Origin of the sequence: Sphingomonas adhaesiva (assembly GCF_036946305.1) — a bacterium.
GTDB classification, from domain to species: domain Bacteria; phylum Pseudomonadota; class Alphaproteobacteria; order Sphingomonadales; family Sphingomonadaceae; genus Sphingomonas; species Sphingomonas adhaesiva_B.
The window spans coordinates 509,022-534,435 of record NZ_JAQIJJ010000002.1; the positions used below are offsets into that span (position 1 = coordinate 509,022).

Consider the following 25,414-nt stretch of genomic DNA (forward strand, 5'->3'; position numbering starts at 1 on the left):
GTAGGAAGAATCGGCCAATTGCCCCTGGTGGATTGTGACCTGCGGGCCCGGGGAAGAGTGAGATGAAGGCGACGATCGAACGCGCGACGCTGCTGAAGGGGCTGAGCCACGTCCAGTCGGTGGTGGAGCGGCGCAACACCATCCCCATCCTGTCGAACGTGCTGCTGGAGGCGACTGCCGAGGGGCAGCTGCGGCTGATGGCGACCGACCTCGATCTCCAGATCAACGAATCGGTCGCCGCCGCGGTCGACCAGCCGGGCGCGACCACCGTATCTGCGCACACGCTGTTCGACATCGCGCGCAAGCTGCCCGAGGGCGCGCAGGTGTCGATCACCGCGGCGGAGGGGCGGATGGCGATCGTCGCGGGTCGCGCGCGCTTTTCGCTCGGCACGCTGCCGCGCGACGACTTCCCGGTCATCGCCGAGGGCGAGCTGCCGCACCAGTTCGAGCTGCCGGTCGAGACGCTCAAGCAGATCATCGACAAGACGCGCTTCGCCATCTCCACCGAGGAGACGCGCTATTATCTCAACGGCATCTTCCTCCACACCGCGGAGGGCGTGCTGAAGGCCGCGGCGACCGACGGCCACCGCCTCGCGCGCGTGACGGTCGACCAGCCGCAGGGCGCCGACGGCATGCCCGACGTGATCGTGCCGCGCAAATGCATCGCGGAGCTGCGCAAGCTGCTCGACGAGGTCGACGGCTCGGTCGGCGTGTCGCTGTCGGGGACGAAGATCCGCTTCGACCTGGGGCAGGCGATCCTGACGTCGAAGCTGATCGACGGCACCTTCCCCGACTACAGCCGCGTCATCCCCACCGCCAACGACAAGATCCTGAAGCTCGATCCCAAGAGCTTCATGCAGGGCGTCGACCGTGTTTCCACGATCGCCACGGAGAAGACGCGCGCGGTGAAGATGGCGCTTGACCGCGACAAGATCACGCTGTCGGTGACCAGCCCCGAGAACGGCACCGCGGCGGAGGAAGTGCCCGGCGACTATACCTCACTGCCGTTCGAGATCGGCTTCAACAGCCGCTACCTGCTCGACATCCTGGGGCAGATCGACACCGACCTGGTCGAGGTCCACCTCGCCGACGCCGCCGCGCCGACGCTGATCCGCGAGAACGACAAGAGCGCCGCGCTGTACGTCCTGATGCCGATGCGGGTGTAAAGGGCGTTCGTCATCCCGGCAGTGATCGGTGCTTGTCGCATTCAGACCAGTACGCCACCCCGGCGAAGGCCGGGGTCCAGTCGGGAAGGTCGCGGTGACGACGCACAGCGCTCGCCAACCCCCGTTCCCCGACTGGACCCCGGCCTTCGCCGGGGTGGCAGGAAGAATCCTTGTTCGAAGGGAATCAGCACCGACCTGTTCCGGGGTCCACCGTACTGCGTACTCACCGCCCGCATGTGCACGGAACCGTGGATGCCGGAACGAGTCCGGCATGACGCACGGCGTGGTAAAGCCGCACCCGAAACCCATGCGTCCCCGCGGCCCCGCTTCGTAAACCCGGCTACGATCCCACACCCGTCATGCCGGTCTTGAGCCGGCATCCAACGCGCCGCACCCGCTGCCGCCGAAGCACACGCGGAACCCTGGACCCCGGGTCAAGCCCGGGGTGACGAACAGGACGACGACCGCCCCACCAACACCCACATTAACCCCGATCAGCACGTTTTCCCGGAACGATCCCGGGGGTCCGGCCGTACTCCCGGCCCTATGCCAGCCCCCGCCACGCCGATGTTCCCCTGGGTCCACGACGCGCAGTCAGACCTCGAATTGCTTCTCCAGTCCCATGTCGCCGATCGCGCCTTCCCCTGTGTGGGGGCGAAGGCGGCGTTGGCGCGCGGCACGCTCCACGTGCTCGCGTGCAACCGTATCGACAGCGCGTGGGACGATGTGCGCATCCACGACGGGCTGATGCGCTTCGCCGATGCCTATCGCGAGGCGCCGGGCCTGTTCCGCAGCTTCGCGGTGGTGTTCGAGGGGCCGGACGATCTCGACGAACCGGCGTTCGAGCGCGCATTGTGGGCGCGGCTGCAATCGCTGTCGGACAAGGATGCATGGCGCGGCCAGTCCTACGATCCGCGGGTCAGCCCCGATCCCGACGATCCGCATTTCTCGCTCAGCTTCGGCGGCGAGGCGTTCTTCGTCGTCGGGCTGCATCCGCACGCCTCGCGCCCGGCACGGCGATTCGCGCGGCCGACGTTGGTCTTCAACCTGCACGACCAGTTCACGCAATTGCGCGCCGATGGCCGGTACGAGACGATGCGCGAGGCGATCATGGCGCGCGACGAGGCGGTGGCGGGATCGCGCAACCCGATGCTGGCGCGCCATGGCGAGGCGAGCGAGGCGCCGCAATATAGCGGGCGCGTGGTCGATGCCGCGTGGCGCTGCCCCTTCCATTATGCCGGGGAGAAGCCGGCGTGAGCGCGGTCCACGAGATCGCGCCGCGCAGCGGCACCGCCTTCCGCCTCGATGCCGGGCAGGCGCTGACCGTGATCGATCCGTGCGGGGTGCAGGTCGCCGACCTGCTCGCCTATAGCGCGACCGACATCGGCGAGGTGATCTCCTCGGGCCGCACGTTCGACTATGCCGAAACGATCCGGCTGACGACGGGGCACATCCTCTATTCCAACCGCTCGCGCCCGATGCTGCGGATCGAGGAGGACACGGTCGGTCGCCACGATTTCCTGCTGACGCCCTGTTCCTACGACACCTTCCACCATTTCTATCCCGACCTGCCGCCGCATCGCGGCTGCTTCGGCAATCTGGCGGAGGCGCTGGCACCTTATGGCGTGACCGGGGACATGATCCCGACCGCGTTCAACTGCTTCATGAACGTGCCCGTCGACGGCGCGTCGGGGCGGCTGGAGGTGCTGCCGCCGACCAGCGTCGCCGGCGATCATATCGTGCTGCGCGCGCACATGGATCTGGTGATCGGCCTGACCGCCTGCTCGGCGCCCGCGTCGAACGGCGGCGCGTTCAAACCGATCCATTACCGGGTGGATTAGGCCGCTATACCGTCCACCGTTCGTGCTGAGGAGGCGCTGAGCCCATCGAAGCGCCGTCTCGAAGCACAAGCGTGACGCATGTCCTTCGAGACGAGGCTTCGACAGGCTCAGCCTCTCCTCAGGACGAACGGAGGGGGGGCAGGTCGCCTACGTCAACGACCCCCGCGCCATCACCTCGCGCACCCGCTCGGTATATAGCGCCGCCAGGTCGAGGTGCAGCCGCCGGATCGGCGACCCCGCGGCGGTGCGGGCGCGTTCGCGCTCCTCCTCGCAGCGGCGGCGGAAATAGGCGGCGTCGTCGGCGTCGTGGGACATGGTCCGTCCTCCTGGATGACGCCCGCGATGATGGACCTTCGCCACATTCCCGCCACAACCTCGATCAGTTCATCCCCCGCCGTGCAGGCAGACGCGCTGCCCGTTGACGTAATCCGCATCCGCCGAGACGAAGAAGGCGACCGCCGCCGCGACATCCTCCGGCGTCGAGACGCGCCCGAACGGCGATTGCGCCGCCAGGTCGTGGATGTCCGCCACCCCCCGAGTCGCCCTGGCCAGCCGCTCGCCCATGTCGGTGACGGTCAGCCCGGGGGCGACGATATTGGTGCGGATATTGTGCTGTCGCTCTTCCTTGGCGAGCGTCCAGGCGAGCGCGTCCATCGCCGCCTTGCCCATATTGTACGGCGCACCATTGGCGGCATGGTACAGCGTCGCCACCGAGGAGATCATCACGATATCGCCGCGCGGGCGCGTCCGCATCCCCGGCAGCACCAGCTTCGCCATATAATGCGGCGCCATGGCATGGGTGCGCAGCACGCGCTCCAGCTCGCCCGGGTCGGTATCCGCCACGCCTTGCCCGCGACTCGCGATCCCGGCGTTGTTGACCAGGATGTCGACCGCGCCGACATCCGCCTCGACCGCGCGGACCAGCGCCTCGCATTCCTCGAACCGGTCGACCGACGCGGCATAGGCGCGCGCGCGCCGCCCCATGCCCTCGATCTCGGCGACCACCTCCGCCGCCGCCTCGGCATCGCGGCGATAATTGACCGCCACGTCCGCACCGTCGCGCGCCAGCCGCAGTGCGATCGCGCGCCCGATCCCGCGCCCGCCGCCCGTCACCAGCGCCACGCGCCCCGTCAGATTGCTCATGCCGGCACCTTCCTGCTGTAATCCGGGCGCCGTTTCTCGAAGAAGGCGCGCACCCCCTCGCCGAAATCGGGGCTGGTCGCGGCCAGGATCTGGTTGCGATCCTCCATCGCGATCGCCGATTCGAGGCTCGGCGCGTCCAGGCTCATCCGCAGCGCCTCCTTGGTCAGCCGAAGGCCCAGCGGCGAGGTGGTCAGCATCTGGTCGATCAGCGGCGCCGCGGCGGCTTCCATCTGGTCGTCGGGCACCACCCGGCTCACCAGCCCGCACGCCAGCGCGCGCTCGGCATGGATGAAGTCGCCGGTCAGCATCAGTTCCGCCGCCAGCGACGCGCCGACCAGCCGCGGCAGGAAATAGCTGACCCCGATATCGCACGCCGACAGCCCCAGCCGCACGAACGCCGCGTTCATCCGCACGCTCTCGCCCGCGATCCGGATATCGCTCGCCAGCGCCATCGCGAACCCGCCGCCGCACGCCGGGCCATGCACCAGGCTGACGATCGGCTGCGGCGCGTAGCGCATCCGCATCACGATTTCCGCGATCGAGCGCTGGTGCCGCAGCCGGTCGATCGTGTCCCAGTCGTGCCGGTTGCCCCCCGCCTGCAAATCGAGCCCGGCGCAGAAGGCGCGCCCGGCACCCTTCAGCACCACGATGCGCACGTCGCGGTTGGTCGCCAGATCGCCGAAATAGCGCGACAATTCCTCGACCAGCGTATCGTCGAGCGCGTTGAGCCGGTCGGGACGGTTCATCGTCACCCAATCCACCTCGCCGCGGCGCTCCACCGCCAGCGTCTGCCAGTCGCCCATGATCCTCTCCCAATTCGTTGCGATCACGCTGGCATAACTAAAGTTATCCTGCAACCGTCTTGGCCCGGCGCGCGCAGCAGGGCAGGAGAGGGTATGGAGCATGCCTTCCGCCGCCTCACCCCCGACGGCACCGCCACGCCGCACCCGCGCGCGGTCATCGAGGAGCGTGCCGTGGCGATCGAGGTCAACGGCCTAGGCTATGCGGTGATGATGGCGACCCCCGCCGATGTGGAGGATTTCGTCACCGGCTTCGCGCTGTCCGAACGCATCGTCGATGCCGCCGCGCAGATCGCCGCGGTCGACCTCCATGCCACGCCGCAGGGCATCGTCGCGCGCCTCGCCGTCCCGCCGGAACGCGCCGCCGCGCTCGCCGACCGCATCCGCCGCCGCACCGCGGACAGTTCGTGCGGGCTGTGCGGGATGGACAACCTCGACGCGGTCCACCGCGCGCTTCCCCGCGTGCCCGCCGCCACGGTCGAGCCGACCGCCATCTTCGCCGCACTGGCGCAGATGCGCGCCCACCAGCCGCTCAACGCCGCCACCGGCGCCGCGCACGCCGCGATGCTGTGCGCCGCGGACGGCACGATCCGTTGCGCGCGCGAGGATGTCGGCCGCCACAATGCCTTCGACAAGCTGATCGGCGCGATGGCGCGGCAGGGGCTCTCCTGGGACGGCGGCTTCGCGCTCCTCTCCTCGCGCTGCTCCTACGAACTGGTGGAGAAAGCCGCGCTCGCCGCCTGTCCGCTGCTCGCCACCGTGTCCGCCGCCACCGATCTCGCGCTGTCGCGCGCCGCCGCGGCGGGCCTCACCCTCGTCAGCCTCGCGCGCGACGACGCGGTGCTCTTTTCCGATCCCGTTCGTTAGGACCGCCATGACCCAGCAGCACGACGATCGCCCCGATTTCACGCCCTATGACGGCCCCGCCGGCGGCTGGGGCTCGGTCCGCTCGCTCGCCGACATCATCCCGCGCGAGAAGAACGCCGCGGTCACCTCGGCCGAGCTGCTGCGCCAGAACAAGCCCGGCGGCTTCGCCTGCGTCAGCTGCGCCTGGGCCAAGCCGCACCCGCCGCACCCCGCCGAATTCTGCGAGAATGGCGCGAAGGCGACCGCATGGGAAATCACCAGCCAGCGCGTCACGCCGGACTTCTTCCGCGCCCACACGCTCTCCGAGTTGCGCACCTGGAGCGACTATCGGCTGGAAGAAGCCGGACGGCTCACCCATCCGATGAAATACGACCGCGCCAGCGACAAATATGTCGTCGCGCCATGGGAAGAAGCGTTCGCCGCGATCGCCGCGCGATTGAAGCCGCTCAACCCCAAGTCGGTCGTCTTCTACGCCTCCGGCCGCGCCAGCCTCGAAACCTCCTATATGTGGCAGCTGATGGCGCGCCTCTACGGCAACCAGAACCTGCCCGACAGTTCCAACATGTGCCACGAATCGACCTCGGTCGGGCTGAAGGCGGCGATCGGCGTCCCCGTCGGCACCACCCGGATCGAGGATTTCGAGTCGTGCGACTGCATCCTCCACTTCGGGCAGAACGTCGCCACCAACAGCCCGCGGATGCTCCACCAGCTGCGCAGCGTCCACAGGCGCGGCGCGCAGATCATCGTCTTCAACCCGCTGCGCGAGCGCGGGCTGGAGCGGTTCACCGATCCGCAGAACCCGATCGAGATGGCGACGGGCAAGGAAACCCCGATCGCCACCCAATATCATCAGGTGAAGGCCGGCGGGGACATCGCCGCGATGACCGGCATCGCGAAATACCTGCTCGACCATGACGCGATCGATCACGACTTCATCGCCCGCCACACGCACGATTTCGCGCCCTTCGCCGACAAGGTCCGCGCGACGTCATGGGACGAGATCGAGCGCGAATCCGGCCTCACCCGCGCCGCGATCGAGCAGGCGGCGGCCGCCTATGCGCGGTCGACGGCGACGATCGCGATCTACGGCATGGGGCTGACCCAGCATGTGAAGGGCGTCGACAATGTCCGCATGCTGGTCAACCTGCTGCTGCTGCGCGGCAACATCGGCAAGCCCGGCGCCGGTCCGTGCCCGGTGCGCGGGCACAGCAACGTCCAGGGGCAGCGCACCGTCGGCATCACCGAAAAGACCGAACTCGCGCCGGTCGAGAAGCTGAAGGAAATCTACGGCTTCTCGCCGCCGACCGAAAAGGGGCTCGACACGGTCGAGACCTGCCGCGGCATCATCGACGGCACGGTGAAGGCGTTCCTGTCGCTCGGCGGCAATTTCGCGCGCGCGGTGCCGGAAACCGGACTGGTCGAGCAGGGCTGGGCGCGGCTCGACCTGTCGGTGCAGATCGCGACCAAGTTGAACCGCAGCCACCTGATCCCCGCCGCCGGCGACACCTGGCTGCTGCCCTGCCTCGGCCGGATCGAGCGCGACCTTCAGGCGACCGGGCCACAGCGCGTGACGGTGGAGGATTCGACCAGCGTCATCCACGCCTCGCTCGGCAAGGTGGAACCGGCCAGCCCGCACCTCCTCTCCGAACCCGCGATCGTCGCGGGCATCGCGACCGCCCTGCTGCCATCGAACCCGGCGGTGCCGTGGGACAAATGGGTCGATGACTATGCGCTGATCCGCGATGAGATCGCCAAGGTCTTCCCCAACTTCTTCGCGCGCTTCAACGATCGGCTGGCAGAGGAGCCGCAGGGTTTCTGGAAGGGCAACAAGGCCGCGGGGCGCGAGTTCGACACCGCCTCGGGCCGCGCCGAATTCCTGGTGCCGCAGGAGCTGAACGCCACCGGCTTCGCGCCCGCGGACGGCCGCTACCGCCTGCTGACATTGCGCTCCAACGACCAGTTCAACACCACGATCTACGGCTATTCGGACCGTTTCCGCGGCATCAACGGCACGCGTCAGGTGGTGCTGATGAACCGCGACGATATCGCGCGCGCCGGCGTGGTCGCGGGCCAGAAGGTGACGCTCGCCACCGACGCGCAGGACAATCAGGACCGCCGCGTGCGCGACCTGACGGTGGTCGAATACAATGTGCCCCCGGGCTGCATCGCCGCCTATTACCCGGAGTGCAACCCGCTGATCCCGCTGTCGCACCACGCCGACGAAAGCCACGTCCCCGCCGCGAAATCGGTGCCGGTGCGGATCGTGGCGTAACGCCCGCCCGCCGGCACCGTCACCCCGGACCTGTTCCGGGGTCCACCGATCCGCGCCCTTACCGGCCCGACGGTACGCGGCACGGTGGATGCCGGGACAAGCCCGGCATGACGGGTGCGCATCCGGTCGCCACACCCCTACCGTCACCCCGGGCTTGACCCGGGGTCCATCCCACCGCGAACGCATCGGCGTCAGCTTACGCGGCACGTTGGATGCCGGATCAAGTCCGGCATGACGGGTGCGCATTCGGCCGCCCCACCCACTTCGTCACCCCGGACGTGTTCCGGGGTCCAGGGTTCCACGCACCTGACCGATGTTGCGTGCACACCAGCCTGGATGCCGGGACAAGCCCGGCATGACGGGGCGCACCCCGCCGCCCCACCCACTTCGTCACCCCGGCCTTGAGCCGGGGTCCCGCTTCTTTCTCTCCACGGCGCCATGACAGCGACCCCCAGATCACGTCCGCCGTGACGAACACCCCCCAACACCCCACTTGACCCCGCTCCTGCCATAACAGATGTTACGCCGACCCGACGGGGCGAAAACCCCGCGAGAATCAAAGGAGAGGGACGTGAAACTAGGCCCCGACATCGCGGCGATCGTCACCGGCGGCGCCTCCGGGCTCGGCCGCGCCACCGCGGAGGCGCTGATCGCGCACGGCTGCAAGGTGGCGCTGTTCGACAAGAATGCGGAGATCGGCCCGCAGGTCGCCGCGGAGATCGGCGCGACCTATTGCGAGGTCGACGTGATGGACCAGGCCTCGGTCGATGCCGGCTTCGCCACCGCGCGCGCCGCCAACGGGCAGGAGCGCGTGCTGGTCAATTGCGCCGGCGGCGGCTTCGGCGGCCCGAACAAGACCGTGGCGCGCTCGAAGGAGGACGGCGCGATCAAGCCGTACCCGATCGAGAATTACCAGAAGACGCTGGAGCTGAACCTCGTCGGCTCGTTCCGCTGCCTCGTCGGCGCGGCGGCGGGAATGATGACGCTGCCCCCGACCGACGACGGCGACCGCGGCGCGATCGTCAACACCGCGAGCGTGGCGGGCGAGGAGGGGCAGGTCGGGCAGGTCGCCTATGCCTCCGCCAAGGCGGGCGTGATCGGCATGACGCTGGTCGTCGCGCGCGACTTGTCGAGCGAGGGCATCCGCTGCAACACGATCCTCCCCGGCATCTTCGACACGCCCTTGCTGGGCCGCGCCAAGCCGCAGGTGAAGGCGGCGCTGTCGGCGATGGTGCCCTTCCCCAAGCGGCTTGGGATGGCGGAGGAATATGCCCGCCTCGCGCTGGAGATGATCCGCAACAGCTATTTCAACGGCGAGGACGTCCGGCTGGACGGCGCCATCCGCATGCAGCCCAAATAAGGGGTCGGCCCGATGAACTTCGATTATTCCGACGATCAGAAGATGCTGAAGGACGAGGCGCGCAAGTTCCTCGACGCCAAATGCACGACGAAGGTGGTGCGCGGCGTGCTCGACGATGCGGGCCGTCATTATGACGAGGCGCTGTGGCGCGGCGTCGCGGAGCAGGGCTGGCTTGGCGCCGCGATCCCCGAGCAATATGGCGGGCTCGGGCTCGGCCATGTCGAACTGTGCGCGCTGGCGGAGGAGCTGGGCCGCGCGGTCGCGCCGATCCCGTTCGCCTCGACCGTCTATTTCGTCGCGGAGGCGCTGCTGCTGCTGGGCAGCGAGGCGCAGAAGGAGCGGTGGCTGCCGAAGATCGCGGCGGGCGAGGTGATCGGCGCCTTCGCCACGTCCGAAGGCCCCGGGCCGGTGACGAGCGGCAACATCCGCACGACCGTCGCCAACAACCGCATCACCGGGACCAAGATCCCCGTCACCGACGGCAACATCGCCAACCTGTTGATCGTGCTGGCGAAGGACGGCCTGTATCTGGTCGAGGGGCCGGTCGAATCGGAGGTGCTGACGACCCTCGACCCGACGCGGAGCGCCGCGCGCCTGACCTTCGCCAACAACGAGGCGGAGCGGCTCGGCGACGAGGACGGCCTGTCGGCGATGCAGCAGGTCTTCGACCGTGCCGCCGTCCTGCTCGCCTTCGAACAGCTCGGCGGCGCCGATCGCGCGCTGGAGATGGCCAGGGCCTATGCCCTTGACCGGCAAGCCTTCGGTCGCCCGATCGCGGGCTATCAGGCGATCAAGCACAAGCTGGCCGACATCTACGTCAAGAACGAGATCGCGCGGTCCAACGCGTATTACGGCGCCTGGGCGCTGAATGCCGGCGCGGCCGAACTGCCGCTGGCGGCGGCCACCGCGCGGGTCGCGGCGAGCGAGGCTTACTGGTTCGCCTCGAAGGAGAATATCCAGACCCACGGCGGCATCGGCTTCACCTGGGAGGCCGATCCCCAGCTCCACTACCGCCGCTCGCGCCAGCTCTCGCTGGTCGCCGGCGCCCCATCCACCTGGCGCGAGCGGCTGGTCACCCAGCTCGAACAGCGCAACGCCGCGTAACAGCACCCCCGTTCGTCCTGAGGAGGGACTGAGCCTGTCGAAGGCCCGTCTCGAAGGACGGTGGTTCGAGACGAGGCTTCGACAGGCTCAGCCTCTCCTCACCACGAACGGATAGGAGGATATGTCCATGGATTTCAACGACACCGCCGAGGAAGCCGACTATCGCACCCGCGCCCGCGACTGGCTGGACACCAACGTCGCCGAGCATAAGGCGCAGGGCCATGCCGACGACATGGCCGCCGCCCGCGCCTGGCAGGCGCGCAAGGCCGCGGCCGGCTATGCGCAGATCACCTGGCCCAAAGAATGGGGCGGCGGCGGCGGCACCCCGATCCAGTCGGTGATCTTCGGGCAGGAAGAGGCCAAGCACCCGGTTCAATACGGTTATTTCACGATCGGGCTGGGCATGTGCGTTCCCACCGTGATGGCGTTCGCGGACCAGGCGACCAAGGACCGCTTCGTCGGCCCCGCGCTGCGCGGCGAGGAAATCTGGTCGCAGCTCTTCTCCGAACCCGCCGGCGGCTCCGACGTCGCGGCGATCCGCACCCGCGCGGTCAGGGACGGCGACGACTGGGTCGTCAACGGCCAGAAGGTATGGACCTCCGGCGCGCATTATTCCGATTACGGCATCGTGCTGGTCCGCACCAACCCCGACGTGCCCAAGCACAAGGGGCTGACGATGTTCTGGCTCGACCTGCGCTCGCCCGGCGTCGAGATCCGCCCGATCCACCAGATGTCGGGCGGCTCCAACTTCAACGAGGTCTATTTCACCGACGTCCGCATCCCCGATGCACAGCGGCTGGGGGAGGTCGATGCCGGCTGGAAGGTGGCGCTGGTCACGCTGATGAACGAACGCCTCGCGGTCGGCGGCGGCGGCGGGGCGGGGCCGAAGGAGATCCTGAAGCTGGCACGCGAGATCGACGCCGCGGAGGGGCCGCTGCTCAAGGAACCCGCCTTCCGCCAGAAGCTGGCCGACTGGTGGGTCCAGTCGGAGGGGCTGCGCAACACCCGCATGCGCACCATCACCGCGCTCAGCCGCGGGCAGACGCCGGGACCCGAAAGCTCGATCGGTAAGATCATCGCCGCCAACCAGTTGCAGGATATCGGCAATTCCGCGGTCGAGGCGGAGGACCAGTTCGGCATCATCGCCGATCCCGCGCTCGCCCCGCTCAAGGGGCTGTTCCAGTCCGCGGTGATGAACGCGCCCGGCCTGCGCATCGCGGGCGGCACAGACGAGATCCTGAAGAACATCATCGCCGAACGCGTGCTGGGCCTGCCCGGCGAGATCCGCACCGACAAGGATGCGGCGTTCAAGGACCTTAAGGGCTGACCTCTCCGTCACCCCGGATCAAGTCCGGGGTGACGGGAATTACCGTCGCATTCCGATCCCGCGCGCCAGCATCGCCGCGATCGCGTCGGCGATGCCGGCGGCGTCCTCCTCGGTCGACCACACGCCATAGCGCAGCCCCAGGAAGACGTTCATCCCCATGATCGCCCAGGCGTGGACCTCCCCCACGTCGGCGATCACCTCGCCGCGCTCCGCCCCCCGGCGCAGCCGCGCGGCGATCTGCTCCGCGGTGGTCGCATAATGGCGGCGGAAGCTGTCGGGATCGACGAACTCCGACTCGTCGATGATGCGATAGATCTCCTTGTGCGCGCGCGCGAATTCCAGGAACTTCAACAGCCCCGCGCGCTCCGCCGCGATCTGGTCGGGCGCGGCGCGGATCGCCGGCGCGACATGATCGCGCACGCGCGCCGACATGTCTGCGACCAAGGCGCGAAACACCGCGTCCTTGCTGTCGAACCACGTGTAGAAGCTGCCCAGCGCCACCCCCGCGCGCCGCGTGATCCCGCTGATCGAGGCGTCGTGGAAGCCGCGCTCGCCGAATTCCGCCGCCGCCGCGTCGAGGATCGCGCGCTGCGTGCGACGGCCACGCTCGGTGCGCGGCGTCTTGTCCGCCGGCTCGTGCGGGGCGGCGTCCGGGCCAGGCTGTTCCATCACGCCACCTCTCCCCCAGCTCGAAGTTGAAAGCCGGTTCAACTTTCATTATGACGTGCCGACGATGCAGGCAAGCCGAGGGAGGCGTTGCCGCAAAAAGGGGAGGTTGGCGATGCGCTGCACGAAGTCCGTCCGTTCGATCCTGCTACTGGGCAGCGCGATCCTGTCCGTACCGGCGGCGGCGCAGGGGACACCGCCAAGCGAGGCGCCGCAGGCGCCGGACACCGCCACCGCCGCCAGCGAGGAAACCGACGCCAACATCGTCGTCACTGCGCGCCGCCGCGCGGAGAGCGTGATCGACGTGCCGATCGCGATGTCGGTCGTGTCGGGCGACCTGCTGGAGAAGCAGGGCGCGGTCGACATCACCGCGCTGCAGGACAAGACCCCCAATCTGACGCTGCAGATCGCGCGCGGCTCCAACTCCACGCTGATCGCGTTCAGTCGCGGCGTCGGGCAGCAGGATCCCTTATGGGGGTTCGAGCCGGGCGTCGGCCTGTACATCGACGACGTCTATGTCGCCCGGCCGCAGGGTGCGGTGCTCGACATCTTCGACGTCGAGCAGGTGGAGGTGCTGCGCGGGCCGCAGGGGACGCTGTATGGCCGCAACACGATCGGCGGCGCGATCAAGTACGTGACCAAGCGGCTCGGGCACGACGTCTCGGGTATGGTGCGTGGCGCCTATGGCTCGTACAATCAGTTGGACCTCGTCGGGCAGATCGCGTTGCCTGTCACCGACACGCTGTCGGTCGGTGCCGCGGTAGCGCGCTACAAGCGCGACGGGTTCGGGCGCAACCTGACCACCGGCGCGGACCAGTATGACAAGGACGTGCTGGCCGCCCGCGTCTCCGCCGAATGGTCGCCCACCGACCGCATCTTCGTCCGGCTGGCAGGCGACCGCACGCTCGACACGTCGAACCCGCGCCACGGCACTCGGCTGCAGCCCAACGGCACCGACGTGCGCTACCTGCCCACCGCCAGCGTGTACGACACGCGCGCGGGGATCGGCGACACCAATCGCGTGCTGGCGCAGGGCGCGTCGCTGACCGGCGAATTCGGCCTGTCCGATACGCTGACGTTCAAGACGATCAGCGCCTATCGCGACGGGCGCACCGACACGGTGATCGATTTCGACAACACCGCGCTGCCGACGCTGGACGTGCCTGCCTATTACGAGGACTGGCAGTTCACGCAGGAACTGCAATTGCTCTACCAGGGCGAGCGGTTGCAGGGCGTGTTCGGCCTCTACTACCTCGATGGCCGCGCCTCGGGCGCGTTCGACACGGTGCTCGGCGGGCTCAACACCACCACGCTGACCTCGGGATCGGTCAAGACCCGGAGCTATGCCGCGTTCGGGGACGTCAGCTTCGACGTGACCGACCGGCTGAAGGTGTCGGCGGGGCTGCGCTATACCAAGGACGACAAGACCGGCACCGTCTTCCGCCGCAACTATACCGGCATCCGCTCGCCGGTGTTCGGCAATGCCGCCGCGGTGCCCGGGCTGATCCGCACCGATTACACCAACAGCCGCAGCTTCGACCAGTTCACCCCGCGCATCTCGATCAGCTACGAACCGCGGCAGGATCTCAACATCTATGCCTCTTGGGGCAAGGGGTTCAAATCGGGCGGGTTCGACATGCGCGGCGACGCGGTGCTGACGCCGACCACCGTCAACGGCTATGCGCCGGAGAAGATCAGCAGCTACGAGGTCGGCATGAAGGGCGCGTTCCTCGACCGCACGCTGTTCCTGAACCTCGCCGGCTTCTATTCGCGCTACACCGATCAGCAGGTGACGATCCAGGTGCCGAGCCTGGCGGGCGGGATCGCCAGCTTCGTCGACAATGCGGGCAAGGCGGACATCTACGGTATCGAGGCGGAGGCGCGGATCGTGCCGGCGCGCTGGTTCTCGGCGCAGACGTCGTTCGGTTACACCCATGCCAAATATCTGGAGTTCTTCACCTTCATCGGTGGCGGCACGACCCCGGTCGACGTCTCCAACGCGCGCGTGTTCCAGAACACGCCGCGCTTCACCGCCGCCGCGTCGTTCACCGCCTCGGCCGACCTGGCCGGCGGCACGATCTCGATCACGCCGGAGGTGACGTTGCGCAGCGACTATACGCTGTTCGAGATTCCAACGCCCGCGCTGGACCAGGACGGCTATGCTTTGGTCAACGCATCGGCCAACTGGATTTCGGGCGACGGGCGCTATCGCGTGGCGATGAATCTGCGCAACCTGACCGACCGTCGTTACCCGCGTCGGCGGCTACAACTTCCCCGGCGCGCTCTTCGGCAATTCGATCATCGGCTATTACGGCCCGCCGCGCACCGCGACCGCGACGTTCGAGGTGCGCTTCTGACGCGACCAGCCCTGAAGCTACGCCGTCACCCCGGCCTTGAGCCGGGGTCCCGCTTCCTTCTGCAACGGTGATCAGGAAGCGGGACCCCGGGTCAAGCCCGGGGTGACGAGGAAGGGCAAAGTCGCCCACGCTAGGGACCGGCGCGGGGGTTTCCCTGGCCGCCGCCATCGGTTAACAGCGCGGCGATGATGGCGGACGGTCAGGACCAGCCCGCGCAGGGACGTTTCGAGGGCGCGGTGCACCTGTTCCCCGTGCGCGTCTATTTCGAGGACACCGATCTGTCGGCGGTCGTCTATCACGCCAACTATCTGAGATACATGGAGCGTGCTCGCTCCGACATGCTGCGCGTCGCGGGGATCGACCAGCGCGCGCACTTCGAGGCGGGCGGTGGCGCCTATGCCATCACCGATCTCGCGATCCGCTATCGCGCGCCGGCGCGGCTCGACGATGCGCTGCTGGTGACCAGCCGCGTGGTGCAGGCGCGCGCCGCCAGCGTCGTCATTCAGCAGACAGTCAGGCGGGGCGGGGAATTGCTGACCGATGCCCGCGTGACCGCGGCGCTGGTGGGCGCGGACGGTCGCCCGCGGCGCCAGCCGGCGGCCTGGGTCGATCTGTTCCGCCGACTTGTGGTCCAAGGGGAAGAAGCGTCTTGAATCCGATATTGCAGACCGACGCCGCCACGCTGTCGCCGATCGCGCTCTTTCTCCAGGCCGATTGGGTGGTGAAGGCGGTGATGCTGGGGCTGCTGGCCGCCAGCATCTGGACCTGGGCGATCATCATCGCCTCCTGGGTGAAGCTGGGCCGCACGCGCAAGACGAGCGAGGCGTTCGAGCGCGAGTTCTGGGCCGCCGACGATATCGACGCCTTCTTCCGCGCCAAGGGGCAGACCGATCTGCCGTCCGCGCGCGTGCTGGAGGCGGGGGTGACCGAGTGGCGCCGCTCCACCCACGGCAATCGCATCGATCGCGAGGGCGTGCGCGAGCGGCTGGGCACCGTGATGGCCTCCGCGGTGGCGCGCGAGGTGGATCAGCTGTCAGACCGGCTCAACGTACTCGCGACGGTCGGGTCGGTGGCGCCGTTCGTCGGGCTGTTCGGCACCGTGTGGGGTATCATGCGCAGCTTCACCTCGATCGCCAGCGCGCAGAACACCAGCCTGGCGGTGGTGGCGCCCGGCATCGCGGAGGCGCTGTTCGCGACCGCGATCGGACTGTTCGCGGCCATCCCCGCGGTGATCGCGTACAATCGCTTCAGCCACGCGATCAATCGCATCGAGGCGCGGCTGATGCGCTTCGCCGACGCGTTCCACGCCACGCTGTCGCGCCAGCTCGACGGCGAGCGCTGATGGCGATGCACCTGCCTTCCGCGCGCGGGAAAGGCCGCCGCGCGCCGATGGCCGACATCAACGTGACGCCGCTGGTCGACGTCATGCTGGTGCTGCTCATCATCTTCATGGTCACCGCGCCGCTGCTGACGCAGGGCGTGCCGGTCAACCTGCCCGACAGCCGCGCCAAGCCGCTGGATCAGGACCAGCAGCCGACCGAAATCTCGATGGACGCCGACGGCCGCATCTTCATCGCCAAGGAGGAGGTGTCCGCCGACGCGCTGTCGCAGCAGCTCGACCGGATCGTCGCGCGTGCGCCCGCCGGCCAGCCGCCACAGGTGCTGCTGCGCGCCGATCGCGGGTTGGATTACGGCCGCGTGATGCGCGTCATGGGGGCGCTCAACGCCGCCGGGCTGAATCGTGTCGCGCTGGTGACGGTGGGCGAGGAATAACGCGTTGGAGCGGGCCGAGAAGATCGGGCTGGCGGGGGCCGTCGCGGGGCATGTCGTCCTGTTCGGGTTGCTGTCGGTCGGCTTTCTGGAGACGCCCAATCCGCTCAAGCTGAAGCCGAACCCGGTCGAGGTCAGTCTGGTCAAAGACGTGGCACTGGAGGCGGCGGCACCGGCGACGACCGAGCAGCCGTCGCAGGCGATCGCTCCCGACGTCGGCGAGCCCGAAGAAGCGCCGCCCCCCACACCGGAGGAAGCACCCGCGCCCGTCCCGGCCCCCAAGCCCGCCCCGGCGCCCGAGCCGAAGCCCGCACCCGCACCTCCCAAGCCGACCCCGCCGAAACCCGCACCGGCGAAGCCAGCGCCCAAGCCTGCCCCGGCGCCCAAGCCGGCACCACAGGCCAAGCCCAAGCCCGCCACCCCGGCCGCGGAGAAGGCGCCCGCCAAGCCGGTCCCGGCCAAGCAGCAGAGCGCCTCTTCCGCCAGCAAGGCTGCGGCCAGACCGGCCGCGTCGAAGGGCAACGGCAAGTCCCAGACCGCGACCGCGACGCGTCCACGCGGCAGCCGGCTGGGGGACGACTTCCTCAAGGGGCTGACCGCGGAGCCGAGCAAGGCACGCGATAGCGATGCGCCCCCTGCCGCGGCGAAGATCGACGGCAAGGCGCTCGCCTCGATCGTCCAGGCGATCGCGCGCCAGATCCAGCCCTGCGCCGACCGTCAGGTCGATCCCGGCCCTGGTGCGAACCAGATCGTGACGACGCTCAACCTCAAGCTGAACCGCGACGGCACGCTCGCCGCCACGCCCACCGTCGTGCGACAGGCGGGGGTGGACGACGACAACCGCCGCTATGCCCGGCGCGTCGTCGACCTGGGCATCGCCGCGTTCAAGGGCTGTTCGCCGTTGAAACTGCCGGCAGAATATTATTCCACCGCAAATGGGGGGTGGAACAACATCAACTATAATTGGAAGCTGCGCTGATGCGATCCCGGTTCCTCCTTCTCGCCGCGGCGGCGGTCGCCCCCCTCGTCATTCCGCAGGCCGCGCTGGCGCAGGACGTGCCCCCGGTGACGCTGCGCCCGCCCGCGGGCGCGGCACAGCCCGCCGCGACCCCCGCCGGGCAGACGCCGCCGCCGCTGGAGGTGGATGTGACCGGCGGCATCAGCGCGCCGATGCCGATCGCGATTCCGCCGATGCCGACGCAGGCGGTGGTGCAGACCCCGGCGGGCTCGACCGACCAGCTCGGGCGGCAATTGTCGGAGATCGTCGCCAACGACCTGCGCAACTCCGGGCTGTTCACCCCGCTGGCGCCCGCGCGACTGCGCAGCATCACCTTCCCGGAGGTGACCGCACCGGCGTTCGATTACTGGGGTGGATCGGGTGCGCAGGCGCTGGTGCAGGGCTATATCCGCGCCAACGGCGACGGCACGCTGACGGTGGGCTGCTATCTCTACGACGTCTTCGCGCAGGCCGAACTGACGCGGCAGGGCTTCGTCGTGCCGCCATCGGACTGGCGCCGCGCCGCGCACAAATGCGCCGACATGGTCTATACCCGGCTGACCGGGGAGGGGCCGTATTTCGACAGCCGCGTCGTCTATGTCAGCGAGACCGGGCCGAAGGGCAACCGCATCAAGCGGCTGGCGATCATGGACCAAGACGGCGCCAACCACCGTTTCCTGACCGCGGGCTCCTCGATCGTGCTGACGCCGCGGTTCGCACCCAACCAGCAGTCGATCGTCTATATGAGCTATGTCGGGAAGGCGCCGGCGATCTACGTCTATGACATCGGATCGGGGCGGCAGCGGCTGGTGGTGCAGAATGTCGCCACCACCTTCGCGCCGCGCTTCTCGCCCGACGGACGCTTCATCCTCTTCTCCATGGCGACCGGCGGCAATACCGACCTCTATCGCGTCGCCGCGGGCGGCGGCACGCCGCAGCGGCTGACCACGGCGCCCGGCATCGATACCGGCGGCAGCTACTCGCCCGACGGGTCGAAGATCGTGTTTGAGAGCGACCGGTCGGGCGGGCAGCAATTGTACGTGATGAACGCGGACGGCTCCAACCAGCAGCGCATCAGCTTCGGCGGCGGCCGCTACGCCACGCCGGTATGGAGCCCGCGCGGCGACCTGATCGCGTTCACGAAGATCGCGGGCGCGTTCCGTATCGGCATCATGAGCCCCAGCGGGTCGGGCGAGAAATTGCTCACCAACAGCTGGCAGGACGAAGGCCCGTCGTGGAGCCCCAATGGCCGCGTCCTCACCTTCTTCCGCCAGGGGCAGGGCAATGCCGGCAAGGCCGACCTGTGGATGGTCGACCTGACCGGCGTCAACGAACGCCGCATACCGACCCCGCTCGACGGATCCGACCCGGCATGGGGACCGTTGCGGCCCTGATACGTTTCAGGGGGGCGAGAGATTCGATAATCGGTAGGGAGATAGACCGATGGCACGACTGACCACGACGATCCTGATGGCGACCGCGCTGGTCGCCACCGCGGCCTGTTCGAAGAAGCGGCCCGAAGTGCTGCCGCCCGCGCCCGGCGAGACGCCGCCGCCGCCCGCCACGACCGGGCCGGCCGATCCCAACGGCGGCATCGCGCCCGGCTCCGCGGCGGACTTCAAGCGGTCGGCGCAGAGCGACACGGTGCTGTTCGGGCTCGACATGTACGACATCGACGCCACCGCGCGGGCGATCCTCGACACGCAGGCGGAATGGCTGCAGCGTTATCCCAACGTCACGATCACGGTCGAGGGCCACGCCGACGAGCGCGGCACGCGCGAGTATAATCTGGCACTGGGCGATCGCCGCGCCAATGCGGCGAAGAACTATCTCGCCGCGCGCGGCGTCTCGCCCTCGCGGATCACGACGATCAGCTACGGCAAGGAGCGCCCTGTGGCGCTGGGGTCGGACGAGGCGAGCTGGGCACAGAACCGCCGCGCGGTGACGGTGATCGTCAACGGCGGCTAAGCCGCTGCCTTCATGAAGAGAAAGCCCCTCCCCCTTCAGGGGAGGGGTTGTGCGGTTGTACGCCGCGATCTGCGTTTCCAAACAGCAAGGACCGCCTCCTATCGCGGAAGCGGTTCTTTGGCATGCGGATCACAAATAAGGTGGATGCCCGACAAGGATTCGAACCTTGATTGACGGAGTCAGAGTCCGCTCTCTTACCATTAGAGGATCGGGCAACGAGGCGGGGCCTATGGGACGGATCGATCCGGCGGTCAAGGGGCTTTGCGCACCGCTAGGAGCCGCGGCGTCGCCAGCTTGCCCGTCTCTCGCGAAGCGTGTAGCCTGCGTGCCAAGCACCGGTCGCCCCATGCGAAATCCACGCAGGGAGCGGAACGGAAGAGACAGAAAGTTGACGGCAATGGTGGAATATCCCGCCCAATTGCCGCGCCGGCAGGATCGCACCCCTGCCCGTTCGGCCCCTCCGGCGCCGCGCCATGCGCGTGGCGCCCCGCGGCATTACGCCGCGCTCGACCTCGGCACCAACAATTGCCGCCTGCTGATCGCGCGCCCGCAGGGCGATGGCTTCGCGGTGGTGGACGCCTTTTCGCGCATCGTCCGGCTGGGTGAGGGGCTGTCGGCGACCGGCGCGCTGTCCGATGCCGCGATCGAGCGCACCATCGCTGCGCTGAAGGTGTGCGCGGACAAGCTGCGCCGCCGCAACGTCCGGCTGGCGCGCTCCGTCGCGACCGAGGCGTGCCGCCGCGCGAGCAACGGCACGCATTTCATCGCGCGCGCGCTGGAGGAAACCGGCATCCACCTCGACATCATCTCCGCCGAGGAGGAGGCGCGGCTGGCCGTGCTCGGCTGCCATGCGCTGCTGGAGCCGGGGACCGGGCCGGCGCTGGTGTTCGACATCGGCGGCGGATCGACCGAGCTGGTGCTGGTCGATGCCGATACCGCGGTGCCGCGCGTGCGCGATTGGCATTCCGCGCCCTGGGGCGTGGTGTCGCTGACCGAAAGCGCGGGCGGCGGGCGCACCGCGGAGGAGCGCGCCGCGGCCTATCGGCGGATGCGCGCGCTGGTGGCGGAGAGTTTCGCGCCCTTCGCCGCGCGGCTGCCCGCGCTGGCCGACGCGCCGCGGCTGCTGGGCACCAGCGGGACGGTGACGACGCTGGCGAGCGTGCATCTGGGGCTGGAGCGCTACGATCGCGCGCAGGTGGACGGGCTGATCGCGCCCGCCGCGGCGATGCGTGCGATCAGCCAGGAGCTGGCGGGCATGTCGCTGGCCGAGCGCGCGCAGCTGCCGTGCATCGGGCGCGAGCGGGCCGATCTGGTGGTGGCGGGCTGCGCGATCCTGGAGGGGATCCTCGACATCTGGCCCGCCGAGCGGCTGGGCGTCGCCGATCGCGGCATCCGCGAGGGCATATTGCGCCGGCTGATGGAGACGGGCGCATGAGGGGGGCGGGTGTCGGGCGCCAGCGGGTGAAGACCGCGCGCAACCGGACGGCGCAATCGACCCGCTGGCTGGAGCGCCAGCTGAACGATCCCTATGTCCGCAAGGCGAAGGCGGAGGGCTATCGCAGCCGCGCCGCCTACAAGCTGATCGAGCTGGACGAGCGGTTCGGACTGCTCAAGGGCGTGAAGCGCGTCGTCGACCTGGGGATCGCGCCGGGCGGATGGAGTCAGGTGGTGCGGCGCAAGGCGCCGGCCGCGGCGATCGTCGGCATCGACCTGCTGCCGGTCGATCCGATCGACGGCGTTACCATCTTCGAGCTGGACTTCATGGCGGACGCGGCGCCGGGCCTGTTGATGGAGGCGCTGGGCGGCGCCCCCGATCTGGTCATGTCGGACATGGCGGCCAACACCGTCGGCCATCCGCAGACCGATGCGCTGCGCACGATGGCGCTGGTCGAAACCGCGCTCGCCTTCGCGGTCGACGTGCTGCGCCCGGGCGGCAGCTTCGTCGCGAAGGTGTTCGCCGGGGGCGCCGATTCGATGCTGGTGGCGGAGATGAAGCGCAATTTCACGACCGTGAAGCACGCCAAGCCGCCGTCGAGCCGCAAGGGGTCGGTCGAATGGTTCGTCGTCGCGCAGGGGTTCAAGGGCCGCGCGCGCCGCGATGATGGGACCGACAACGGGGTAGACCAGAGGGGCTGACGCGACCGCCGCCCGCGCGCGGCAGCGTCAGTGTTCCTGTTCCTCGCGCAATCGTTCCAGCCGCTCGCGACGATCGAGGCGTTCGGCGCGCTCCAGCCGGGCGCGACGCCGCGCCATCGCGCGGATCAGCCACTTGGGCACGCCCAGTTCCTCGTCGGTGGCCTCCGGTGCGGCCACCGAATGGTCGATCTCGAACAGTACCGATGTACCGCCGGGCGCATGCCAGATCGGGGTCAGACCCCGCGTGAAGCGCGGATTGTAGGCCGGTGGGCGGACCAGCCAGACATAGTCGAACGCGTCGCGCGGGAAGCGCGCCAGCGCATAGTTGATCGGGCGCCACCATTCGCGCGCGCACTTCACCTCCGTCACGATCTGCGTCGGGTCGTGGGCATAGCCGCCCGCGTCGGTGTAGCGCGCGGTCAGCAGCTGCGCGCCCGCCATCGACCATTGGTCGTCGGTATAGGCCATCCGCCGCTCCAGCGCGATCGCGGGCAGATGCTCCAGCCGCGACATCCGCCACGCATTGGTGCAATTATGCCCGACGAAGCTGATCAGTCGCGCGCCGATCGGCACCTGCGGCAACGCGGCCAGTTCCTCGTCATAATCCTGCGCGAACATCGCATAGCTGATCGTCGTCCCGGTCAGCCGCGCGGCATAGAAGCTCAGCCCCAGCGCGGCGAGGATCGCGGCATGGCGGAAGGTGGTGCCCGGCTTCGGCCGGATCGCGATCACCGCGATCGCGATCAGGAAGGGCGCCATCCGCATATCGGCATAGGCCGAGCCGAAGACGATGCGCGGCAGCACGATATAGACCACCAGCATGAACAGCGCCGACAGCCCCAGGTGGCGCGAATAGCCGATGCGCGGATCGCGGAATCCCTTGAAGAGGACCAGATAGATGACGGCCATGCTGGCCACGTCCCACCACAGCCAGCGGTCGCGCAGCGCCATCACCACCCAGGCGATCTTGGTGCGCCAGTAGAAGAAGTCGGCGGTCTGCCCGGTGACGTCGGCGCCCGATCGCCACGCGATCATCAGCAGCATCGGCAGCGCCAGCGGGACGCAGCCCAGCCCCGCGCGGAACCAGCTTTGCAGCCAGTGCCCGCCGCGTCCCCCCAGTTGACCGTCGCGGCGCAGGTCGTGCTGGCGGATCATCTCGCTGGAGAAGGCGAGCACGCCCAGCACGCCCCAACCGAAGGTGTGGCACAGCCACAGCAGGCACGACAGCGGCACGAACACCGCCGCGCGCCAGCGCAGATTCCCGGTGCGTGCCATCCGCAGCCACAGCCCGAACAGGCAGAGCGCCAGCCCCATCGACAGCGCGAAGTTCACGAACCCGAACTGGAAGGGATAGCCATAGGCCAGCGGTAGCGCGAACAGCGCGGTGGCGGGAATGCGGCCATGCACCTCGCGCGCGATCCACAGCAGCCCGGCGACCGTCAGCATCGGGATGGTCAGCACGATCAGCTTGACCGCAGGCTCCAGCCCGATCAGCGGCGCGAGCGGCTCGATCAGCAGGTCGACGCCCAGATTGCCGATCAGCGACCATTCGAACCGATACCAGTCGTGCAGCCACGGAAAGGTGTCGCGATCGAGCTGGACGCGGTAGCGCCCCATATGTCCGGGCAAGTCGACTATCGGCGGGATCGCGGGCCACAGCAGCGGGATCGCCGCCGCGAGCACGGCCGCGAGCACGAACCATCGCGTCTGCCACCAGTGGAGCCGGTCTTCCCCCTGCATCCCGGCGCCTTACCGGCGCGCAGGCGCCTCCCGCAAGGGGGCAGCGTCCGCGGGACGGATGACGCGCCATGCCAATACCGGCCCGGGCAGGGGGATCGGCGCCAGCCAGGCGACGCGCTCGCCGCGTTCCAGCCGCGACCACAAGCCCTGCGGGGCGGCGACGCGATACAGCTGCATCTCGTTCATGCCGGGGCAGGCGGCGAGATAGTCGGCGCCGCTGGCCAGTACGATAGCGCGCGCGCGATCGGGGGGCGCCATGAAGGCGGTCATCACCCGGTTCATCGCCGCGGCGCCGCGATGATAACCGCCGGCGACCGCGGCGTGCGGCGTCGCGACCAGCAGCGCGGGCGTGACGTCGATCGGTGCGAACACGGTCCCGCGCGGCAGCGCCGACAGGACGGCCATGTCGGTCGACCAGCGGCAGGGGTGGCGACGGTGCTCCATCCCCTGCTCGACGACCGGATCAACGGTCGGCACCGCCAGCAGCGCCATGGCGGCGACCTGTCCCGGCGAGGCGAGCAGCAGCGCGCCCAGCGTCGCGGCAATGCGCGGCAACGTGGTGGGGATCGCGCGGGCGCGGGCGAGCAGGCGATGGAGCAGCACCGCGGCGCCCGGCACCGCCAGCGCATTGGCGGTCGCTCCCGCGCGATTGACCATGATCGCCACGCCCAGCGCCGCCGCCTGTACCGCCAGCAGCAGCAGCCACGACGACCGCCGGCCGGCGGTGGCGTCGCGCAGCGCCAGCAGCGTGCCGGCGATGCCGGCGAGCGGCAGTCCGATCGTGGTCGCCGCCCACCACGGGCTCTGCTCCCACAAAGGGCGCCCTTCCAGCACCATCAGATACCAGAAACGATAGACGAGCGGGGGCAGCGTCGCGAACGGACCCATCAGGCAGACCGGCGCCAGCCATGCCAGCAGCGCGGCCGCACCGGCCCCGGCTAGCGCGAGCGCGCCGAGCCGCGCGACGACCCCGAATCGCGCGACCACGATGGCCAGCGTCACGCCGCCCGCGGCCGTCACCAGCGCGGCGAGCCAGACCGGTGCGATCGCGTCGCACGCCGGCGTCCAGAACCCCGGCCCGCGCGTGGCGAGATGGAGCAGCACCGCCGCGCCGGCGAGCGACCAGCCGAGCGCCAGCGCGAACCCGCGCGATACCGGGGCGAGTGCCCAGCGCAGCATCGCCACGCCAGCGATGGCGGCGGCGATCGGCATGCCTTCCAGCGACACGGTCAGCAGCAGCGCCAGCGCGACGCCGATCGCCGCGCCGCTGCGCCACGTCGGCCGCGCCACCAACGCCCGCACCGCGGCAAGCGCCAGCACGATCTGCCACCCGTGGTGATCGATTCTCAGCGGCCGCACCTGCGCCAGCAACGGGCTGGAGAGCGCGACGAGCAGCACGGCATAGGGCACTGTCGCCGCACCCGCGACGCGGCGCACGATCGCGGCGAGCAGCGCCATGATCGCCAGCAGCGTCAGCAGCGGCACGGCAACCGCGGTAAGCTGTTCCGCGAGTGCCGCCCCCAACAGCGGGCGCAGCAGCAGGATACCGGCGGCGAGCGGCAGATCGACCAGCCGTGACCAGTGCATCGGGAAGTCGCCGCGGTTCAACCGATGCTGCGCGACGTCGAACCAGCCCTGCCCCGCCAGCCAGTCGCGCACCTGCACCATCCGCATCGCATCGTCCGCATCGGGATAGCGCATGAAGCGGATCGCGTCGGCGCTGGTGGCGAGCAGGATCGCCACCGCCAGCAGCCAGCCGGCGAGGATGGTGAGACGATAGGAGGGCGAGGTGGGTGGGGTGGTCATCAGCCTGTTCGTCACCCCGCCCTTGAGCCGGGGTCCCGCTCCTTCTTCGAGGGTGGGCAGAAAGCGGGACCCCGGAACAAGTCCGGGGTGACGG

General features: G+C 69.2%; 23 protein-coding genes and 1 tRNA gene. 17 read left to right on the plus strand and 7 right to left on the minus strand.

The window, feature by feature from the left end:
- Positions 1-62: 62 nt before the first annotated feature.
- The 3 genes from dnaN to PGN14_RS02720 all read left to right on the plus strand — a co-directional run bounded on the left by dnaN (position 63) and on the right by PGN14_RS02720 (position 3,007).
- Positions 63-1,166: a DNA polymerase III subunit beta gene (dnaN, locus tag PGN14_RS02710; protein ID WP_335297864.1), complete on the plus strand. Its 1,104-nt coding sequence runs from the start codon at positions 63-65 to the stop codon at positions 1,164-1,166.
- A 567-nt stretch (positions 1,167-1,733) separates the two neighbouring features.
- The gene (gene gntA / locus PGN14_RS02715; protein ID WP_335297865.1) at positions 1,734-2,423 is read left to right on the plus strand and encodes a guanitoxin biosynthesis heme-dependent pre-guanitoxin N-hydroxylase GntA; all 690 of its coding nucleotides are present in this window, start codon (positions 1,734-1,736) and stop codon (positions 2,421-2,423) included.
- Positions 2,420-3,007, plus strand: coding sequence for an urea carboxylase-associated family protein (locus tag PGN14_RS02720; protein ID WP_335297866.1), 588 nt, complete (start codon positions 2,420-2,422; stop codon positions 3,005-3,007). Before gntA ends, PGN14_RS02720 begins: the two co-directional genes overlap by 4 nt.
- A gap of 147 nt (positions 3,008-3,154) precedes the next feature.
- On the opposite strand, the gene PGN14_RS02725 is transcribed toward PGN14_RS02720, so the two are convergent.
- The 3 genes from PGN14_RS02725 to PGN14_RS02735 all read right to left on the minus strand — a co-directional run bounded on the left by PGN14_RS02725 (position 3,155) and on the right by PGN14_RS02735 (position 4,953).
- Positions 3,155-3,322 carry a hypothetical protein gene (locus tag PGN14_RS02725; RefSeq protein ID WP_335297867.1) on the minus strand — a complete coding sequence of 56 codons (168 nt, stop codon included), beginning with the start codon at positions 3,320-3,322 and terminating at the stop codon, positions 3,155-3,157.
- A 69-nt stretch (positions 3,323-3,391) separates the two neighbouring features.
- Entirely contained in the window at positions 3,392-4,150 is a 759-nt protein-coding gene (locus PGN14_RS02730) for an SDR family NAD(P)-dependent oxidoreductase (RefSeq protein WP_335297868.1), read from the minus strand.
- On the minus strand, positions 4,147-4,953 hold the full coding sequence (locus PGN14_RS02735; RefSeq protein ID WP_335297869.1) for an enoyl-CoA hydratase/isomerase family protein: 807 nt from the start codon (positions 4,951-4,953) through the stop codon (positions 4,147-4,149). Before PGN14_RS02735 ends, PGN14_RS02730 begins: the two co-directional genes overlap by 4 nt.
- Before the next feature lie 93 nt (positions 4,954-5,046).
- Between PGN14_RS02735 and fdhD the strand changes: the two genes are divergently transcribed.
- The 5 genes from fdhD to PGN14_RS02760 all read left to right on the plus strand — a co-directional run bounded on the left by fdhD (position 5,047) and on the right by PGN14_RS02760 (position 11,880).
- Positions 5,047-5,817 carry a formate dehydrogenase accessory sulfurtransferase FdhD gene (fdhD, locus tag PGN14_RS02740; RefSeq protein ID WP_335297870.1) on the plus strand — a complete coding sequence of 257 codons (771 nt, stop codon included), beginning with the start codon at positions 5,047-5,049 and terminating at the stop codon, positions 5,815-5,817.
- Positions 5,818-5,824: 7 nt separating this feature from the next.
- A complete protein-coding gene (locus tag PGN14_RS02745; RefSeq protein ID WP_335297871.1) occupies positions 5,825-8,089 on the plus strand; it encodes an FdhF/YdeP family oxidoreductase in 2,265 nt (754 codons plus the stop codon).
- 571 nt (positions 8,090-8,660) lie between these two features.
- Positions 8,661-9,449, plus strand: a complete 789-nt coding sequence (locus tag PGN14_RS02750) for an SDR family NAD(P)-dependent oxidoreductase (RefSeq protein WP_335297872.1) — start codon at positions 8,661-8,663, stop codon at positions 9,447-9,449.
- A 12-nt stretch (positions 9,450-9,461) separates the two neighbouring features.
- The gene (locus PGN14_RS02755) at positions 9,462-10,553 is read left to right on the plus strand and encodes an acyl-CoA dehydrogenase family protein (protein WP_335297873.1); all 1,092 of its coding nucleotides are present in this window, start codon (positions 9,462-9,464) and stop codon (positions 10,551-10,553) included.
- Between the two features lie 127 nt (positions 10,554-10,680).
- Positions 10,681-11,880, plus strand: a complete 1,200-nt coding sequence (locus tag PGN14_RS02760) for an acyl-CoA dehydrogenase family protein (protein WP_335297874.1) — start codon at positions 10,681-10,683, stop codon at positions 11,878-11,880.
- Between the two features lie 39 nt (positions 11,881-11,919).
- On the opposite strand, the gene PGN14_RS02765 is transcribed toward PGN14_RS02760, so the two are convergent.
- Positions 11,920-12,549 carry a TetR/AcrR family transcriptional regulator gene (locus PGN14_RS02765; RefSeq protein WP_335298040.1) on the minus strand — a complete coding sequence of 210 codons (630 nt, stop codon included), beginning with the start codon at positions 12,547-12,549 and terminating at the stop codon, positions 11,920-11,922.
- Between the two features lie 112 nt (positions 12,550-12,661).
- Between PGN14_RS02765 and PGN14_RS02770 the strand changes: the two genes are divergently transcribed.
- From PGN14_RS02770 to pal, 7 genes are all read left to right on the plus strand, one after another.
- Entirely contained in the window at positions 12,662-14,974 is a 2,313-nt protein-coding gene (locus PGN14_RS02770) for a TonB-dependent receptor (protein ID WP_335297875.1), read from the plus strand.
- A gap of 114 nt (positions 14,975-15,088) precedes the next feature.
- Complete coding sequence (gene ybgC / locus PGN14_RS02775) at positions 15,089-15,556, plus strand: tol-pal system-associated acyl-CoA thioesterase (RefSeq protein WP_443019436.1); 468 nt, start codon at positions 15,089-15,091, stop codon at positions 15,554-15,556.
- Entirely contained in the window at positions 15,553-16,245 is a 693-nt protein-coding gene (tolQ, locus tag PGN14_RS02780) for a protein TolQ (RefSeq protein ID WP_335297876.1), read from the plus strand. Before ybgC ends, tolQ begins: the two co-directional genes overlap by 4 nt.
- Positions 16,245-16,676 (plus strand): protein TolR, encoded by a 432-nt coding sequence (gene tolR, locus PGN14_RS02785; RefSeq protein WP_335297877.1) that lies wholly within the window; start codon positions 16,245-16,247, stop codon positions 16,674-16,676. Before tolQ ends, tolR begins: the two co-directional genes overlap by 1 nt.
- Before the next feature lie 4 nt (positions 16,677-16,680).
- On the plus strand, positions 16,681-17,652 hold the full coding sequence (locus tag PGN14_RS02790; protein WP_335297878.1) for a cell envelope biogenesis protein TolA: 972 nt from the start codon (positions 16,681-16,683) through the stop codon (positions 17,650-17,652).
- A complete protein-coding gene (gene tolB, locus PGN14_RS02795; RefSeq protein WP_443019437.1) occupies positions 17,652-19,064 on the plus strand; it encodes a Tol-Pal system beta propeller repeat protein TolB in 1,413 nt (470 codons plus the stop codon). Before PGN14_RS02790 ends, tolB begins: the two co-directional genes overlap by 1 nt.
- A 49-nt stretch (positions 19,065-19,113) precedes the next feature.
- A complete protein-coding gene (gene pal / locus PGN14_RS02800; RefSeq protein ID WP_335297879.1) occupies positions 19,114-19,638 on the plus strand; it encodes a peptidoglycan-associated lipoprotein Pal in 525 nt (174 codons plus the stop codon).
- 141 nt (positions 19,639-19,779) lie between these two features.
- Here the strand turns inward: pal and PGN14_RS02805 are convergent.
- Positions 19,780-19,853: transfer RNA gene (locus tag PGN14_RS02805), tRNA-Gln, on the minus strand.
- A gap of 182 nt (positions 19,854-20,035) precedes the next feature.
- Between PGN14_RS02805 and PGN14_RS02810 the strand changes: the two genes are divergently transcribed.
- Positions 20,036-21,073 (plus strand): Ppx/GppA phosphatase family protein, encoded by a 1,038-nt coding sequence (locus PGN14_RS02810; protein WP_335298043.1) that lies wholly within the window; start codon positions 20,036-20,038, stop codon positions 21,071-21,073.
- The gene (locus PGN14_RS02815) at positions 21,070-21,774 is read left to right on the plus strand and encodes an RlmE family RNA methyltransferase (protein WP_335297880.1); all 705 of its coding nucleotides are present in this window, start codon (positions 21,070-21,072) and stop codon (positions 21,772-21,774) included. Before PGN14_RS02810 ends, PGN14_RS02815 begins: the two co-directional genes overlap by 4 nt.
- Positions 21,775-21,801: 27 nt before the next feature.
- Here PGN14_RS02815 and PGN14_RS02820 read toward each other — a convergent pair whose 3' ends face one another.
- Both PGN14_RS02820 and PGN14_RS02825 read right to left on the minus strand, forming a co-directional pair.
- A complete protein-coding gene (locus PGN14_RS02820; protein WP_335297881.1) occupies positions 21,802-23,514 on the minus strand; it encodes a hypothetical protein in 1,713 nt (570 codons plus the stop codon).
- A gap of 9 nt (positions 23,515-23,523) precedes the next feature.
- Positions 23,524-25,320: a hypothetical protein gene (locus PGN14_RS02825; RefSeq protein WP_335297882.1), complete on the minus strand. Its 1,797-nt coding sequence runs from the start codon at positions 25,318-25,320 to the stop codon at positions 23,524-23,526.
- Between the last annotated feature and the right edge of the window lie 94 nt (positions 25,321-25,414).

Coding starts and splice junctions, on each gene's coding strand:
- dnaN (WP_335297864.1), top strand. CDS start 63: ATGAAGGCGACGATCGAACGCGCGACGCTGCTGAAGGGGCTGAGCCAC.
- gntA (WP_335297865.1), top strand. CDS start 1,734: ATGTTCCCCTGGGTCCACGACGCGCAGTCAGACCTCGAATTGCTTCTC.
- PGN14_RS02725 (WP_335297867.1), bottom strand. CDS start 3,322: ATGTCCCACGACGCCGACGACGCCGCCTATTTCCGCCGCCGCTGCGAG.
- PGN14_RS02730 (WP_335297868.1), bottom strand. CDS start 4,150: ATGAGCAATCTGACGGGGCGCGTGGCGCTGGTGACGGGCGGCGGGCGC.
- PGN14_RS02735 (WP_335297869.1), bottom strand. CDS start 4,953: ATGGGCGACTGGCAGACGCTGGCGGTGGAGCGCCGCGGCGAGGTGGAT.
- fdhD (WP_335297870.1), top strand. CDS start 5,047: ATGGAGCATGCCTTCCGCCGCCTCACCCCCGACGGCACCGCCACGCCG.
- PGN14_RS02745 (WP_335297871.1), top strand. CDS start 5,825: ATGACCCAGCAGCACGACGATCGCCCCGATTTCACGCCCTATGACGGC.
- PGN14_RS02755 (WP_335297873.1), top strand. CDS start 9,462: ATGAACTTCGATTATTCCGACGATCAGAAGATGCTGAAGGACGAGGCG.
- PGN14_RS02760 (WP_335297874.1), top strand. CDS start 10,681: ATGGATTTCAACGACACCGCCGAGGAAGCCGACTATCGCACCCGCGCC.
- PGN14_RS02765 (WP_335298040.1), bottom strand. CDS start 12,549: ATGGAACAGCCTGGCCCGGACGCCGCCCCGCACGAGCCGGCGGACAAG.
- PGN14_RS02770 (WP_335297875.1), top strand. CDS start 12,662: ATGCGCTGCACGAAGTCCGTCCGTTCGATCCTGCTACTGGGCAGCGCG.
- ybgC (WP_443019436.1), top strand. CDS start 15,089: ATGATGGCGGACGGTCAGGACCAGCCCGCGCAGGGACGTTTCGAGGGC.
- tolR (WP_335297877.1), top strand. CDS start 16,245: ATGGCGATGCACCTGCCTTCCGCGCGCGGGAAAGGCCGCCGCGCGCCG.
- tolB (WP_443019437.1), top strand. CDS start 17,652: ATGCGATCCCGGTTCCTCCTTCTCGCCGCGGCGGCGGTCGCCCCCCTC.
- pal (WP_335297879.1), top strand. CDS start 19,114: ATGGCACGACTGACCACGACGATCCTGATGGCGACCGCGCTGGTCGCC.
- PGN14_RS02810 (WP_335298043.1), top strand. CDS start 20,036: ATGGTGGAATATCCCGCCCAATTGCCGCGCCGGCAGGATCGCACCCCT.
- PGN14_RS02815 (WP_335297880.1), top strand. CDS start 21,070: ATGAGGGGGGCGGGTGTCGGGCGCCAGCGGGTGAAGACCGCGCGCAAC.
- PGN14_RS02820 (WP_335297881.1), bottom strand. CDS start 23,514: ATGCAGGGGGAAGACCGGCTCCACTGGTGGCAGACGCGATGGTTCGTG.
- PGN14_RS02825 (WP_335297882.1), bottom strand. CDS start 25,320: ATGACCACCCCACCCACCTCGCCCTCCTATCGTCTCACCATCCTCGCC.